General features: G+C 60.7%; 13 protein-coding genes. 11 read left to right on the plus strand and 2 right to left on the minus strand.

What is annotated here, in order from left to right; all coding sequences use genetic code 11:
- Positions 1–115: 115 nt before the first annotated feature.
- Positions 116–1,321, plus strand: coding sequence for a sodium/glutamate symporter (gene gltS / locus INQ47_RS12510; RefSeq protein WP_252458924.1), 1,206 nt, complete (start codon positions 116–118; stop codon positions 1,319–1,321).
- 58 nt (positions 1,322–1,379) lie between these two features.
- Here the strand turns inward: gltS and INQ47_RS12515 are convergent, their stop codons facing one another.
- Together INQ47_RS12515 and INQ47_RS12520 are read right to left on the minus strand one after the other, a co-directional pair.
- Positions 1,380–2,021 carry a DUF1109 domain-containing protein gene (locus INQ47_RS12515; RefSeq protein WP_252458923.1) on the minus strand — a complete coding sequence of 214 codons (642 nt, stop codon included), beginning with the start codon at positions 2,019–2,021 and terminating at the stop codon, positions 1,380–1,382.
- A complete protein-coding gene (locus tag INQ47_RS12520) occupies positions 2,011–2,595 on the minus strand; it encodes a sigma-70 family RNA polymerase sigma factor (protein WP_252458922.1) in 585 nt (194 codons plus the stop codon). Before INQ47_RS12520 ends, INQ47_RS12515 begins: the two co-directional genes overlap by 11 nt.
- 224 nt (positions 2,596–2,819) lie before the next feature.
- Here INQ47_RS12520 and INQ47_RS12525 point away from each other — a divergent pair, with 224 nt between their 5' ends.
- From INQ47_RS12525 to INQ47_RS12570, 10 genes are all read left to right on the plus strand, one after another.
- Positions 2,820–3,107 (plus strand): DUF2282 domain-containing protein, encoded by a 288-nt coding sequence (locus INQ47_RS12525; RefSeq protein WP_021781885.1) that lies wholly within the window; start codon positions 2,820–2,822, stop codon positions 3,105–3,107.
- A gap of 16 nt (positions 3,108–3,123) precedes the next feature.
- Positions 3,124–3,957 (plus strand): DUF692 domain-containing protein, encoded by an 834-nt coding sequence (locus INQ47_RS12530; protein ID WP_392546003.1) that lies wholly within the window; start codon positions 3,124–3,126, stop codon positions 3,955–3,957.
- Complete coding sequence (locus INQ47_RS12535) at positions 3,954–4,727, plus strand: DNA-binding domain-containing protein (protein ID WP_404701792.1); 774 nt, start codon at positions 3,954–3,956, stop codon at positions 4,725–4,727. The genes INQ47_RS12530 and INQ47_RS12535 overlap by 4 nt, the downstream gene beginning before the upstream one ends.
- Positions 4,720–5,187: a DoxX family protein gene (locus INQ47_RS12540; protein ID WP_404701793.1), complete on the plus strand. Its 468-nt coding sequence runs from the start codon at positions 4,720–4,722 to the stop codon at positions 5,185–5,187. Before INQ47_RS12535 ends, INQ47_RS12540 begins: the two co-directional genes overlap by 8 nt.
- A 302-nt stretch (positions 5,188–5,489) precedes the next feature.
- Positions 5,490–5,873, plus strand: a complete 384-nt coding sequence (gene gcvH / locus INQ47_RS12545) for a glycine cleavage system protein GcvH (protein WP_003255087.1) — start codon at positions 5,490–5,492, stop codon at positions 5,871–5,873.
- Between the two features lie 11 nt (positions 5,874–5,884).
- Positions 5,885–8,740, plus strand: coding sequence for an aminomethyl-transferring glycine dehydrogenase (gene gcvP / locus INQ47_RS12550; protein ID WP_404701794.1), 2,856 nt, complete (start codon positions 5,885–5,887; stop codon positions 8,738–8,740).
- 150 nt (positions 8,741–8,890) lie between these two features.
- Positions 8,891–10,267 (plus strand): L-serine ammonia-lyase, encoded by a 1,377-nt coding sequence (locus INQ47_RS12555; RefSeq protein ID WP_252458917.1) that lies wholly within the window; start codon positions 8,891–8,893, stop codon positions 10,265–10,267.
- 27 nt (positions 10,268–10,294) lie between these two features.
- The gene (gene gcvT / locus INQ47_RS12560; protein ID WP_404701795.1) at positions 10,295–11,416 is read left to right on the plus strand and encodes a glycine cleavage system aminomethyltransferase GcvT; all 1,122 of its coding nucleotides are present in this window, start codon (positions 10,295–10,297) and stop codon (positions 11,414–11,416) included.
- Between the two features lie 357 nt (positions 11,417–11,773).
- The gene (locus tag INQ47_RS12565) at positions 11,774–11,983 is read left to right on the plus strand and encodes a cold-shock protein (protein WP_003255093.1); all 210 of its coding nucleotides are present in this window, start codon (positions 11,774–11,776) and stop codon (positions 11,981–11,983) included.
- A gap of 89 nt (positions 11,984–12,072) precedes the next feature.
- Positions 12,073–12,561 carry an RDD family protein gene (locus INQ47_RS12570; RefSeq protein ID WP_252458915.1) on the plus strand — a complete coding sequence of 163 codons (489 nt, stop codon included), beginning with the start codon at positions 12,073–12,075 and terminating at the stop codon, positions 12,559–12,561.
- Positions 12,562–12,655 lie beyond the last annotated feature (94 nt).

The raw sequence follows: 12,655 nt of genomic DNA on the forward strand, positions 1-12,655 counted from the left end.
AAACCCCTAGTTGAATCAGACTATTCCTAGCCGCCCAGCCGCATTTGACTGGAGTGCTCCCCGTAGAATGGGGACATTGTAATTTTGCATGTCACCTTGAACTAAGAGCACCCTGATGTTTGAACTCGATTTTTACGGGACACTTGTAGCCGCCTCTTTGGTACTGCTATTGGGACGCGGCCTGGTCGCACGTATTGGTTTCCTGCGCGCATACAATATCCCTGAGCCTGTTGCTGGCGGCCTGGTCGTTGCCTTGTCACTTCTGGCATTGCGCAGTTTCGATGTACACGTCCAATTTGATACCTCGTTGCAAACACCGTTGATGCTGGCATTCTTCGCTACCATCGGCTTGAGTGCAGACTTCGCCAGCCTGAAAAAAGGTGGACGCGTGGTCGCCGTATTCCTCCTGGTGGTGACGGGTTTGCTGATGGTTCAGAACGCCATGGGTATCGGTCTGGCAACAGCATTGGGGCTCGACCCGCTGATGGGCCTGCTGGCCGGTTCGATCAGCTTGTCGGGTGGCCACGGTACAGGCGTTGCCTGGGGCGCGACCTTCACTGAGAGGTTTGGCCTGGCTTCGGCGTCGGAACTGGCAATGGCCTCTGCCACTTTCGGCCTGGTGTTGGGCGGTTTGATTGGTGGCCCAGTCGCCCGGTTGCTGATCAAACGGGTCGAGACACCAGGGGTGCAAGAAGAAACGCCGCAGTTACCCAAGGGCTTTGAACAACCGGACAGAGAGCGCCTGATCACATCGTTTTCATTTATAGAAACCTTGGCACTTATTGCTGTCAGCTTATTAACTGGCACATTACTTAACAGCTTGCTGAAAGGTACAGCATTCGAACTACCGACATTCGTTTGCGTACTCTTCGTCGGCGTATTGTTGCGCAATGGGCTTCGGGCTTTCGGCTTTTACAAAGTATTCGAACGGGAAGTGTCGGTACTGGGCAATGTAAGTTTGTCCCTGTTCCTGGCCATTGCATTGATGTCGCTCAAGTTGTGGGACCTGGCAGCCCTGGCTTTACCCTTCTTTACCTTGTTGGCCGCACAGACACTGGTCATGGCGCTGTTCGCAATCTTCGTGACGTTCAAGGTAATGGGGCGCAACTACGATGCAGCAGTCCTGGCTGCCGGCCACTGTGGCTTCGGCCTGGGTGCTACACCGACAGCCATCGCCAACATGCAAGCGGTGACACAACGCTATGGTGCCTCGCACCTTGCCTTCCTGGTGGTGCCGATGGTGGGGGCGTTCTTCATCGACATCATCAATGTCATCGTGATCAAGCTGTACCTGGCATTGCCCTTGTTCATTACTGGTTAAGCGCTTTCAGGCCCCCTTAAAGCACAGGACCGGCAACCAGAAGGCCGCTCTGAGTTGCCTACCAACGCAGCATGCGGGGCCCCCACCAGGCACCGATCACCGTCGGAACAAGCATGCCAAGGACATACCACACACCCCAGAACGGTACGCCCATTTCCGGACAATGCAGGCAGTAGGCCACCGTTGCGGTCGAGCCCGCCAGCAGGCCACCGGCAGCGCCCGCTTGCCGTAACCGGGTGGGCGCCAGGCCTTTCAGCGCCCAGAACACGGTGACAAAAGCCGGCACCGACAGCAACGTGATATTCAGTGCGCAGGTACGCCATGTGCGCCCGAACAACAGGTCGGCGCGAGCATCCACAGGCGCCCCGGCGATACTCACGGCCGCCCCGCACCAGACCAGCAGCAGTGGCAAGCCAAGCATCTTCCAGCCTGCAGCGCCCTTCCCCCCTGGCCTGGCCAAGCGGCTTGTCAACCACAGCCCGATCAACGCCAAGCTGGTTGGAAAGGCGACTTTGCCCCAGAACAACGGGGTTTGTGCAACCTCTGTGATATCACTACGTACACCGTAAAGGGCAACTGTCAGCAGCAGTGCTGCGGTCAGCCCACCCAGCACAGCAACCGCCATCCGCCTGCAAACGGCGTGGCGCGGCACTGGCCCTTCGCCTGCGGCAAGCAAGGCAATCAAGTCGTCAGTCTTCATGGTTATTGGCTCCTCCAATCAGCCTGGCTAGCGCTTTCAGACCTCGATGTATCCCAACCTTTACCGCTGAACTGGAAAGCCCGGTAAGTTGTGCCGTCTCTTCGACAGACAACCCCTCCAGCTTGACATGAACAATCGGCAGTCGTTGCCGCTCTGGCAGTTGCTTGAGCAGCTTGGTCAGGTCTCGGCTGGCTTCGGCTGATTCAACCTCCGAGATGGCAAACAGTTGCGCATCATCGTCCAGAACATCATGCCGGGCTTCGCGACGTGAAACACTTCGCAGATGATCCGCCAGTTTGTAACGGGCGATCGCATGCACCCAAGCCGTCAAAGGCTGCTGTGCCTGGTAAGTGTGACGCGCGTTATGCACCGCCAGCAGCACATCCTGCACCATGTCCTCTATCTCGGCCGGCCGCCTGCTCAGACGGCTGCGCAGAAACGCACGCACATGCAGCGCAAGCGTGCCAAGAAAATCCTGATAGGCCAGCTGGTCGCCTGTCAGCCCTCGAAGCAACAGTGCTTTCAACCGGGCCTCGCGAGCCTCGAGCTCATCCTGTGAGTTAGTTCGCTGCATGGGCCGCCTGGGTTACACCCTGAATACAATTGACTTGATTCATCCGCTCCCGGCGTGTGGCACGCAGGTGCTGCAAATATGCCATGCCCTTGGCCTCGACATCAGCTTGTGAAGACAAGCCCTGAAAAAAATTCTCCCAAGGCTGTAACCCTTTTTACGCGAGGCACGAATTACTCCATGAGCCGCCGGTAAAGACCACGGCCACACTCTCAGGAGATTGACCCATGAAAACCCTCGCCCTCACCACTGCAGCACTTGCTCTCGCCTCGCTTGCAGGCGTTGCCATGGCGGCCGACAGCACGCAACCCGCAGGCAGTGGCGCTGCCATGGAAAAATGCTACGGCGTCGCCATGGCAGGAAAGAACGATTGCAAGGCCGGCGCCGGTACCAGCTGCGCAGGCAGTGCGAAGAAAGACTACGACGGCATGCACTGGAAAAACGTCCCCGCCGGCACCTGCACTTCGATCAAGACACCTGCCGGCATGGGTTCGCTGACACCTCACAAGTCTTGATCAGGGGAAACCGACCATGAACGCAGAAGCACGAATGGGCGCCGGAGTCAGCCTGAAGGCCGAGCACTACGACCAGGCGCTGGCGTGCAATCTCGAAGGGCTCTGGTTTGAAGTTCACCCGGAGAACTACATGGTCGGTGGCCCTCGCCTTGCCTGGCTGAACCGCATCGCAGAGCGGCACCCGGTCTCATTGCATGGTGTGGCACTTTCGCTGGCGGCTGACGCAGCCCCCGATCAGGACCACTTGCAGCGTCTGCGCGCACTGTGCGATCAGATCGAACCGGTACTTGTATCAGAGCACCTGGCCTGGTCCACCTGGCAGGGGCACTACCATCCAGACCTTCTGCCATTCCCGCGCAGCAACGAAGCCCTGCAGCGCATCGCTGAAAACATCCAGCGATGCCAGGAGGTATTGGGCCGGCGGATATCCATCGAAAACCCCAGTCATTACCTGCAGCTGCAGGGCCATGACTGGGACGAGATCGACTTTCTTGACGAACTGACACGTCGCACGGGTTGTGGCCTGCTGCTGGACATCAACAACGTGTATGTGAGTGCTCACAATCTGGGGTTCTCGGCAACTGCCTACCTGGACCGCTTTCCAGCGCAAGCCATCACAGAAATTCACCTGGCCGGGCACAGCGATGATGACCAAGCCAACCTGTTGATCGACTCTCATGATGCGCAGGTGGCCGAGCCTGTGTGGGCGCTGTACCGCCAACTGGTTTCCCGTGTCGGCCCGCGCCCGACACTCATTGAACGTGACGACAAGCTACCCCCGTTCACCGAACTGCTTGCTGAACGGTCCATCGCACAGTCGATCATGACTTGCCCGGGTGTATTGCCATGAACCTTTCCCTTGGTCAGTTCCAGCAAGCGTTCATCGAGGCACTCTATTCCCGCCCTGCTCCCCAGCTTTCGGGAGTGGCCGAACAAGCGGCGTTCGCGGTTTATCGCAACACGGTGCTGGCCGGCTGCGTGGATGCGCTGCGCGCAAACTTTCCGAGCGTGTGCACACTCGTCGGGCGCGCCTGGATGGATGAGACCGCGGCAGTCTATGCGCGGCAATTTCCCCCCAGCGATCCCCGGCTGATCTGCTACGGCGCAACCTTTCCGGATTTTCTCGAAGACATTCAGTCACAGCATGCTGTGCCGTATCTGGCGGATGTCGCGCGCCTGGACCTGCGTTGGACAGAAGCCTTCAGCGCGCCGAACGAAACGTGTCTGAACCTTGTCGAGCTGGCAGGCATGACCCCCAGCGATCTGGATCACGGTTGCCTGGCCCCCCGTGCCAGTGCCCGCTGGTACTGGTGCGAAGCGCATCCTGTGTACACCCTGTGGCGCTGCGCCCGCGAGCAGCTTGCCTGGCCCCATGAGCAGCCATGGGTGGGCGAAGGGGTACTGTTTGTCGGAACCGCTGATGGCGTATGCCACCAGCCGCTGGGGAAAGGTGGCCATGAGTTTCTCCAGGCCTGTGCTGCCGGACACTCGCTGATGCAGGCCTCAGACCTGGCGCGACACGCAGAAACCGACCTGGACTTCACCGAGATGCTCGGGCGCCTGATGACAGCCCAGGCTTTTCGCCCACTCGCCTTCACAGGAGAACACCACCATGGCTAGTGCCGATTTCACGCCCCCGGCCAGCAGCCTGCGGCGCGCCTGGAACCGTGTTGCGCAGAGCATCGAACGCCGGTTGAGCGATGACCTATTGTGCCTGGTCGCCCGGCTCGGGATCGCCTCGATATTCTTTCTTTCCGGGCGCACCAAAGTGGAAGGTTTCCTCACCCTCACACCCGGCACCTACGAGCTGTTCCGCACCGAGTACGCGCTGCCGCTCCTTTCACCCTGGCTTGCAGCACACCTGGCAGCCTACGCTGAGCACTTGTTCCCGCTATTGCTGGTACTCGGCCTGATGACCAGGCTATCTGCGCTGGCACTGCTGGGCATGACCCTGGTGATAGAAGTGTTCGTCTACCCCGATGCGTGGCCCACCCACCTGACTTGGGCAGGGCTCTTGCTGCTCCTGGTCGCACGTGGCGCCGGCGCGTTTTCGCTGGATCATCTGCTGAAAGTAAAATGACCGAAGGCCAATTGGCACCTGCCCTGTTCACGCAGCAATCGTATCGTTTTCGCTACACCGTAGCGAAAACGATACAAACTCCCCTCGACGTGAGTGCACAAGGGTTTGATGCTCAAACCCTTTTCCTCCCATGAGCACCTGTAACGATATCATTCCATACAAAAAATATGGTTTTCTACCATGATTACGTAAACCATTGATAAACAAGAAGTTTCTTATATTGGCCGCATTATTGCTAAAGGAATCCTACCCTAAGAGCGCGGCGCCACCGCGCCCCACGCCCTGCTTCCCGAGGATTTCCCATGAGCGAGTTGCGTTTCACTGAAGATCACGAATGGCTGCGCGTCGAAGCCGATGGCAGCGTCACCGTGGGCATCACCGCCTACGCCCAGAATGCCCTGGGCGACGTGGTTTTCGTGCAACTGCCAGAGTTGCAGCAGTATGAGAAAGGCAGCGAAGCGTCCACCGTCGAATCGGTCAAGGCCGCCAGCGGCGTGTACATGCCACTGACGGGTGAAGTGGTCGAAGTCAACGGCCAGCTCGAAGACAGCCCAGAACTGGTCAACGAAGACCCGATGGGCGAAGGCTGGTTCTTCCGCTTCATCCCTGCCGATGCAGAAGCCGTGACCGCTCTGCTCGATCAGGACGCCTACGACCGCCTGCTCAAAGCCAACGACGACGCCTGAGGACACCCGCCATGACCATCAACCTCGGCACCGCCAACGAGTTCATCGCCCGCCACATAGGCCCACGCGCCGCTGACGAACAGGCCATGCTCACTGCACTGGGCTTCGACTCGCTGGACGCCATGACCGCTGCGGTCATCCCCGACAGCATCAAGGGCACCAGCGTGCTTGGCTCGCATGACGGCCAAAGTGAAGCTGATGCGCTGGCCGCACTCAAGGCCATCGCCGGCAAGAACCAGCTGTTCAAAAGCTACATCGGCCAGGGCTACTACAACACCCACACTCCGGCGCCGATTCTGCGCAACCTGCTGGAAAACCCGGCCTGGTACACCGCCTACACCCCGTATCAGCCAGAAATTTCCCAGGGCCGCCTGGAAGCGCTGCTGAACTTCCAGACCCTGATCAGCGACCTCACCGGCCTGCCGATCGCCAACGCCTCCTTGCTCGACGAAGCCACTGCTGCGGCCGAGGCCATGACCTTCTGCAAGCGCCTGTCGAAGAACAAGGCCAGCCATACCTTCTTCGCTTCCGTGCACTGTCACCCGCAAACCCTCGACGTGCTGCGCACCCGTGCCGAACCGCTGGGTATCGAGGTTGTGGTTGGCGACGAGCGCGAGCTGGGTGATGTCAGCGCCTTCTTCGGCGCCCTGCTGCAATACCCGGCCAGCAACGGTGAAGTGTTCGATTACCGCGAGGTCGTGCAGCGTTTCCACGCAGCCAACGCCCTGGTCGCCGTAGCAGCAGACCTGCTGGCCCTGACCCTGCTGACCCCACCGGGCGAATTCGAGGCTGACGTGGCAATCGGCAGCGCCCAACGCTTCGGCGTGCCACTGGGCTTCGGTGGCCCGCACGCGGCTTACTTCGCCACCCGCGACGCGTTCAAGCGCGACATGCCTGGCCGCCTGGTCGGCGTGTCGATTGACCGCTTCGGCAAAACCGCCCTGCGTCTGGCCATGCAGACCCGCGAGCAGCACATCCGCCGCGAAAAGGCCACCAGCAACATCTGCACCGCCCAGGTGCTGCTGGCCAACATCGCCAGCATGTTCGCCGTGTACCACGGCCCTGCCGGCCTCAAGCGCATTGCCGAGCGCACCCACGCCCTGACCGCGATCCTCGCCGCCGGTCTGAAGGCGTTGGGCGTACAAGTGGTGGGCGCCAGCGCCTTCGATACCCTGACCCTGGCCACCGGCACTGCCACCGCCAGCCTGCATGACAAGGCACGCGCCCAGGGCATCAACCTGCGCCAGATTGATGCCGCCCATGTGGGCCTGTCTCTGGACGAAACCAGCACTCAGGCTGACGTTGAGTCGCTGTGGCAGCTGTTGGGTGGCGAGCAGGCACAGCCTGATTTCACCGCACTGGCCGCCAGTACCGGTTCCCTGCTGCCTGCCGCCCTGCTGCGCCAGTCGGCCATCCTCGAACACCCGGTGTTCAACCGCTACCACAGCGAAACCGAGCTGATGCGCTACCTGCGCCGCCTGGCCGACAAGGACCTGGCGCTGGACCGCAGCATGATCCCGCTAGGCTCGTGCACCATGAAGCTGAACGCCGCCAGCGAAATGATCCCGGTCACCTGGGCCGAGTTCGGCAACCTGCACCCGTTCGCCCCCGCCGAGCAGAGCCAGGGCTACCTGCAGATGACCACCGAACTGGAGGCCATGCTGTGCGCGGCCACCGGCTATGATGCCGTGTCGCTGCAGCCCAACGCCGGCTCGCAGGGCGAATATGCCGGGCTGTTGGCGATCCGCGCCTACCACCGCAGCCGTGGTGAAGGCCACCGCGATATCTGCCTGATCCCGTCGTCGGCCCATGGCACCAACCCGGCCACCGCACATATGGCTGGCATGCGTGTCGTGGTTACCGCCTGTGACGCCCGTGGCAACGTCGATGTCGAGGACCTGCGCGCCAAAGCCATCGAGCACCGCGAGCGCCTGGCTGCAATCATGATCACCTACCCGTCGACCCACGGCGTGTTCGAGGAAGCGATCGGCGAAATCTGCGCGATCATCCACGACAACGGTGGCCAGGTGTACATCGACGGCGCCAACATGAATGCCATGGTCGGACTGTGCGCGCCAGGCAAGTTCGGCGGCGACGTTTCCCACCTGAACCTGCACAAGACCTTCTGCATCCCGCACGGTGGTGGCGGCCCGGGCGTTGGCCCGATTGGCGTCAAATCGCACCTGGCGCCGTTCCTGCCAGGCCATGCACAGCTGGAAAACACCCAGGGCGCGGTATGCGCTGCGCCGTTCGGTAGTGCCAGCATCCTGCCAATCACATGGATGTATATCCGCATGATGGGCGGTGCCGGCCTCAAACGTGCCTCGCAAATGGCAATCCTCAACGCCAACTACATCGCCCGCCGCCTGGAAGAGCACTATCCTGTTCTGTATACCGGCGGTAACGGCCTGGTGGCTCACGAGTGCATTCTCGACCTGCGCCCACTGAAGGACACCAGCGGCATCAGTGTCGACGACGTGGCCAAGCGGTTGATCGACTTCGGCTTCCACGCCCCGACCATGTCCTTCCCGGTGGCTGGCACGCTGATGATCGAACCGACCGAAAGCGAGTCCAAAGAAGAACTGGACCGCTTCTGCAACGCCATGATCCAGATCCGCGAAGAAATCCGCGCGGTAGAGGACGGTAGCCTGGACAAGGACGACAACCCGCTGAAAAACGCACCGCACACTGCGGCGGAGCTGGTTGGCGAATGGACCCATGGTTACAGCCGCGAGCAGGCGGTCTACCCGCTGGCGAGCCTGGTGGAAGGCAAGTACTGGCCGCCTGTCGGCCGGGTCGACAACGTGTTCGGCGACCGTAATCTGGTGTGCGCCTGCCCGTCGATCGAGAGCTATCAGGACGTCTGATAGCCCATCCCCGCCACCTGGCTTGGGTGGCGGGCTCTGTGTAGGAGCGGGTTTACCCGCGAATGCGATGGTGGCTATACCGCCGCATTTGCGGGTAAAACCGCTCCTACAGGGCTCAACGTCCGCCCAACAACCTGGTAGGAGGTCCACATGTCACTGAGCGTCTTCGACCTGTTCAAGATCGGCATCGGCCCCTCCAGCTCCCACACGGTCGGCCCGATGCGTGCCGCTGCGCGGTTTGCCGAAGGGCTGCGCCGTGATGGCTTGCTTACCTGCACAGCCAGCGTCAGGGCCGAGCTGTATGGCTCATTGGGCGCCACAGGCAAAGGCCACGGCAGTGACAAAGCCGTGCTGCTGGGCCTTGAAGGCGAACACCCGGACATTATCGACACCGACAGCATTCCAGCCCGCCTGCAGGTCATCCGCGACAGCGGACGCATCAACCTGCTGGGCGAGCACAGCATTGCGTTCATCGAAAAGCAGCACCTGACGATGATCCGCAAGCCGTTGGACTATCACCCCAACGGCATGATCTTCCGCGCGTTCGACGACGCAGGCCTGCAAATCCGAAGCCGCGAGTATTACTCGGTTGGCGGTGGTTTCGTGGTCGACGAGGACGCTGCCGGCCACGATCGCATCGTCGAGGACACCACGGTGCTGGCCTATCCGTTCAAGACCGCCAAGGAGCTGCTTGGCCACTGCACCGCGCATGACCTTTCGGTGAGCCAGGTGATGCAGGCCAACGAGGCCGCCTGGCGACCAGAAGCAGAAACCCGTACCGGGCTGCTGCACATCTGGCAGGTGATGCAAGATTGCGTCAAAGCGGGTTGCCAGCATGAGGGCATATTACCGGGAGGGCTCAAGGTCAAACGCCGTGCGCCGGCCCTGTACCGCCAACTGAGCGGCCACCCGGAGGCCAGCCTGCGTGACGCCCTGTCGGTGCTCGACTGGGTCAACCTCTACGCCTTGGCGGTGAACGAGGAAAACGCCTACGGCGGTCGTGTGGTTACCGCCCCTACCAACGGCGCAGCGGGCATCGTCCCGGCAGTCCTTCACTACTACATGCGCTTCGTGCCGGGTGCCAGCGAGGACGGAGTGGTGCGCTTTCTGCTCACCGCCGCAGCCATCGGCATCCTGTACAAGGAAAACGCCTCCATCTCTGGCGCCGAAGTGGGCTGCCAGGGCGAGGTGGGCGTGGCCTGCTCGATGGCCGCCGGGGCGCTGTGCGAAGTGATGGGCGGCAGCGTGCAACAGGTGGAGAACGCCGCCGAGATAGGCATGGAACATAACCTGGGCCTGACCTGCGACCCGATCGGCGGCCTCGTACAGGTGCCCTGTATCGAGCGCAATGCCATGGGCTCGGTGAAAGCCATCAACGCGGTACGCATGGCCCTGCGCGGCGACGGGCAGCACTACGTGTCGCTGGACAAGGTCATCCGCACCATGCGCCAGACCGGCGCCGACATGAAAAGCAAATATAAAGAGACCGCCCGTGGCGGCCTGGCCGTCAACATCATCGAATGTTGACCCGACAATGACAGCAAGGAGTCATCGATGTCCGAAACACTGCTCAAGACCCCACTGCACGCTCTACACCTGGAACTGGGTGCGCGCATGGTGCCGTTCGCCGGCTACGACATGCCGGTGCAGTACCCGCTGGGCGTGCTCAAGGAACACCTGCACACCCGCGAGCAGGCCGGCCTGTTCGACGTCTCGCACATGGGCCAGATCATTCTGCGTGGCGCTGACGCCGCCAAGGCGCTGGAAAGCCTGGTACCAGTGGATATCATCGACCTGCCGGTGGGCATGCAGCGCTATGCCATGTTCACCAATGAGCAAGGCGGCATTCTTGACGACCTGATGGTTGCCAACCTGGGCGACGACACCCTATTCCTGGTAGTCAACGCGGCCTGCAAGGAGCAGGACCTGGCTCACCTGCAAGCGCACATCGGCAGCCGCTGCGAGGTGCAGCCGCTGTTCGAGGAGCGTGCCCTGCTCGCCCTGCAAGGCCCGGCTGCGGTCAAAGTGCTGGAGCGCCTGGCTCCAGAAGTGGCCGGCATGACCTTCATGCAGTTCCGCCGGGTAAAGCTGCTGGGTGTGGACTGCTTCGTCAGCCGCTCGGGCTACACCGGCGAAGACGGCTACGAAATCTCGGTACCGGTCAACGCTGCCGACGCCCTTGCCCGCCGCCTGCTGGCCGAACCGGAAGTTCAGCCGATCGGCTTGGGCGCACGCGACTCGCTGCGCCTGGAAGCCGGCCTATGCCTGTATGGCCACGACATGAACGGCGAGACTACGCCGATCGAAGCCAGCCTGCTGTGGGCGATTTCCAAGGTGCGCCGTGCCGAGGGTGCACGTGCTGCCGGCTTCCCTGGGGCCGAGGCGATCTTCGCCCACCAGCGCGATGGAGTGGCGCGTAAACGTGTCGGCCTGTTGCCGCAAGAGCGTACGCCAGTACGTGAAGGCGCGGACATTGTCGACGCAAACGATAAACCGGTAGGTAAAGTATGCAGCGGGGGCTTTGGCCCGACACTCGCTGCACCTGTCGCAATGGGTTATATCGATAGTGAACATGCGGCACTCGACACTGCACTGTTTGCCGTGGTGCGTGGAAAGAAGGTGGCCTTGAAAGTCAGCAAAATGCCTTTCGTGACACCACGTTACTACCGTGGCTGAAACGGCTTTGTGAAGGTTTTGGGCAGCGTCGACATATTCGTTTTCGAACCTGCCCAATAACTTTTGAACATGGCGCCAGGCCAGGCGCCATGCCGTTTCCGACAAATCGGTCGGTTATCGGCAAGCGGCCAGTTTTCCATACGACCAAGGGCTTGTTTTTCGCTCGGGAGTTGGCGTAGAGTCACTGCACTGTGTTTGCATGGGTCGCAACAGTTCGTGACCTGGGCCAGTAGCCGAGATTTGCTACAACCCGTTTGACGTCTCTTACTTCCTGCAACCCAGCCCAGTAATCTTTCGCTTACAAAAAAGTGCGAAAGAAACTGTCATCAAAATTTAAGTTTCATAGGAAATAAGACAATGGCTGAGCGTCAGAACGGTACCGTCAAGTGGTTCAATGACGAAAAAGGTTACGGCTTCATCACTCCAGAAAGCGGTCCGGATCTGTTCGTGCACTTCCGCGCTATCGAAGGTAGCGGCTTCAAAAGCCTGAAAGAAGGCCAGAAGGTTACCTTTGAAGCAGTTCAGGGCCAGAAAGGCATGCAGGCTGACAAGGTTCAACCTGTCTGATCCCGCGCCAGACTTTGAAAAGCCCCTGCCAAGTGCAGGGGTTTTTTTTTGCCCGTAGAATAGCGGGATCGTCTTTTGGAGCGTCCTGCATGTCCAAGCCTTTACTCACACCCCAGGGTGATTTTCCGCCGGTCGGCCTGGGCCGGCGCCTGGCTGCGATGTTCTACGACTTTTTGCTGTGCACCGCACTGCTGATCGTGACCGCCGGCGCCTACAAGATGATTCAGATGTCGATCATCGGCGAAGCACGTATGCGCGAGCTGACCGAGGCCGGCGCACTGGATGGCGACCCACTGCTATCTACGGTATTGCTGTTTGCCCTGTTCGGCTTCTTTGCCAAGTTCTGGACCCACGGTGGGCAGACGCTGGGTATGCAGGTATGGGGCGTTCGGGTGCAGAATGCCGATGGCTCGGCCATCAGCCTGTGGCAGGCGCTGTTGCGGTTTGTCGTGTCTATCGCCTCGTGGCTGTGCCTCGGGCTGGGTTTTGTCTGGGTGCTGATCGACAAGCGCAAGCGTGGTTGGCATGACATCTACTCGGAAAGCCAGTTGGTGCGGGTACCTAAACAGAAGAAATAAGCCAGAGGATTGGCGTTGCCGGTCCGGACCCTTTCTTGATGCCTGCGCGGTACCTGTAGGAGCGGGTTTACCCGCGAAGAGGCCGGGACAGATC

Source organism: Pseudomonas sp. 3HC3, from assembly GCF_044904505.1.
Taxonomy (GTDB): Bacteria; Pseudomonadota; Gammaproteobacteria; order Pseudomonadales; family Pseudomonadaceae; genus Aquipseudomonas; species Aquipseudomonas putida_Y.

Excerpts from the sequence above, each read along its gene's own strand:
- gltS (WP_252458924.1), top strand. The coding sequence starts at position 116 with ATGTTTGAACTCGATTTTTACGGGACACTTGTAGCCGCCTCTTTGGTA.
- INQ47_RS12515 (WP_252458923.1), bottom strand. The coding sequence starts at position 2,021 with ATGAAGACTGACGACTTGATTGCCTTGCTTGCCGCAGGCGAAGGGCCA.
- INQ47_RS12520 (WP_252458922.1), bottom strand. The coding sequence starts at position 2,595 with ATGCAGCGAACTAACTCACAGGATGAGCTCGAGGCTCGCGAGGCCCGG.
- INQ47_RS12525 (WP_021781885.1), top strand. The coding sequence starts at position 2,820 with ATGAAAACCCTCGCCCTCACCACTGCAGCACTTGCTCTCGCCTCGCTT.
- INQ47_RS12530 (WP_392546003.1), top strand. The coding sequence starts at position 3,124 with ATGAACGCAGAAGCACGAATGGGCGCCGGAGTCAGCCTGAAGGCCGAG.
- INQ47_RS12535 (WP_404701792.1), top strand. The coding sequence starts at position 3,954 with ATGAACCTTTCCCTTGGTCAGTTCCAGCAAGCGTTCATCGAGGCACTC.
- INQ47_RS12540 (WP_404701793.1), top strand. The coding sequence starts at position 4,720 with ATGGCTAGTGCCGATTTCACGCCCCCGGCCAGCAGCCTGCGGCGCGCC.
- gcvH (WP_003255087.1), top strand. The coding sequence starts at position 5,490 with ATGAGCGAGTTGCGTTTCACTGAAGATCACGAATGGCTGCGCGTCGAA.
- gcvP (WP_404701794.1), top strand. The coding sequence starts at position 5,885 with ATGACCATCAACCTCGGCACCGCCAACGAGTTCATCGCCCGCCACATA.
- INQ47_RS12555 (WP_252458917.1), top strand. The coding sequence starts at position 8,891 with ATGTCACTGAGCGTCTTCGACCTGTTCAAGATCGGCATCGGCCCCTCC.
- gcvT (WP_404701795.1), top strand. The coding sequence starts at position 10,295 with ATGTCCGAAACACTGCTCAAGACCCCACTGCACGCTCTACACCTGGAA.
- INQ47_RS12565 (WP_003255093.1), top strand. The coding sequence starts at position 11,774 with ATGGCTGAGCGTCAGAACGGTACCGTCAAGTGGTTCAATGACGAAAAA.
- INQ47_RS12570 (WP_252458915.1), top strand. The coding sequence starts at position 12,073 with ATGTCCAAGCCTTTACTCACACCCCAGGGTGATTTTCCGCCGGTCGGC.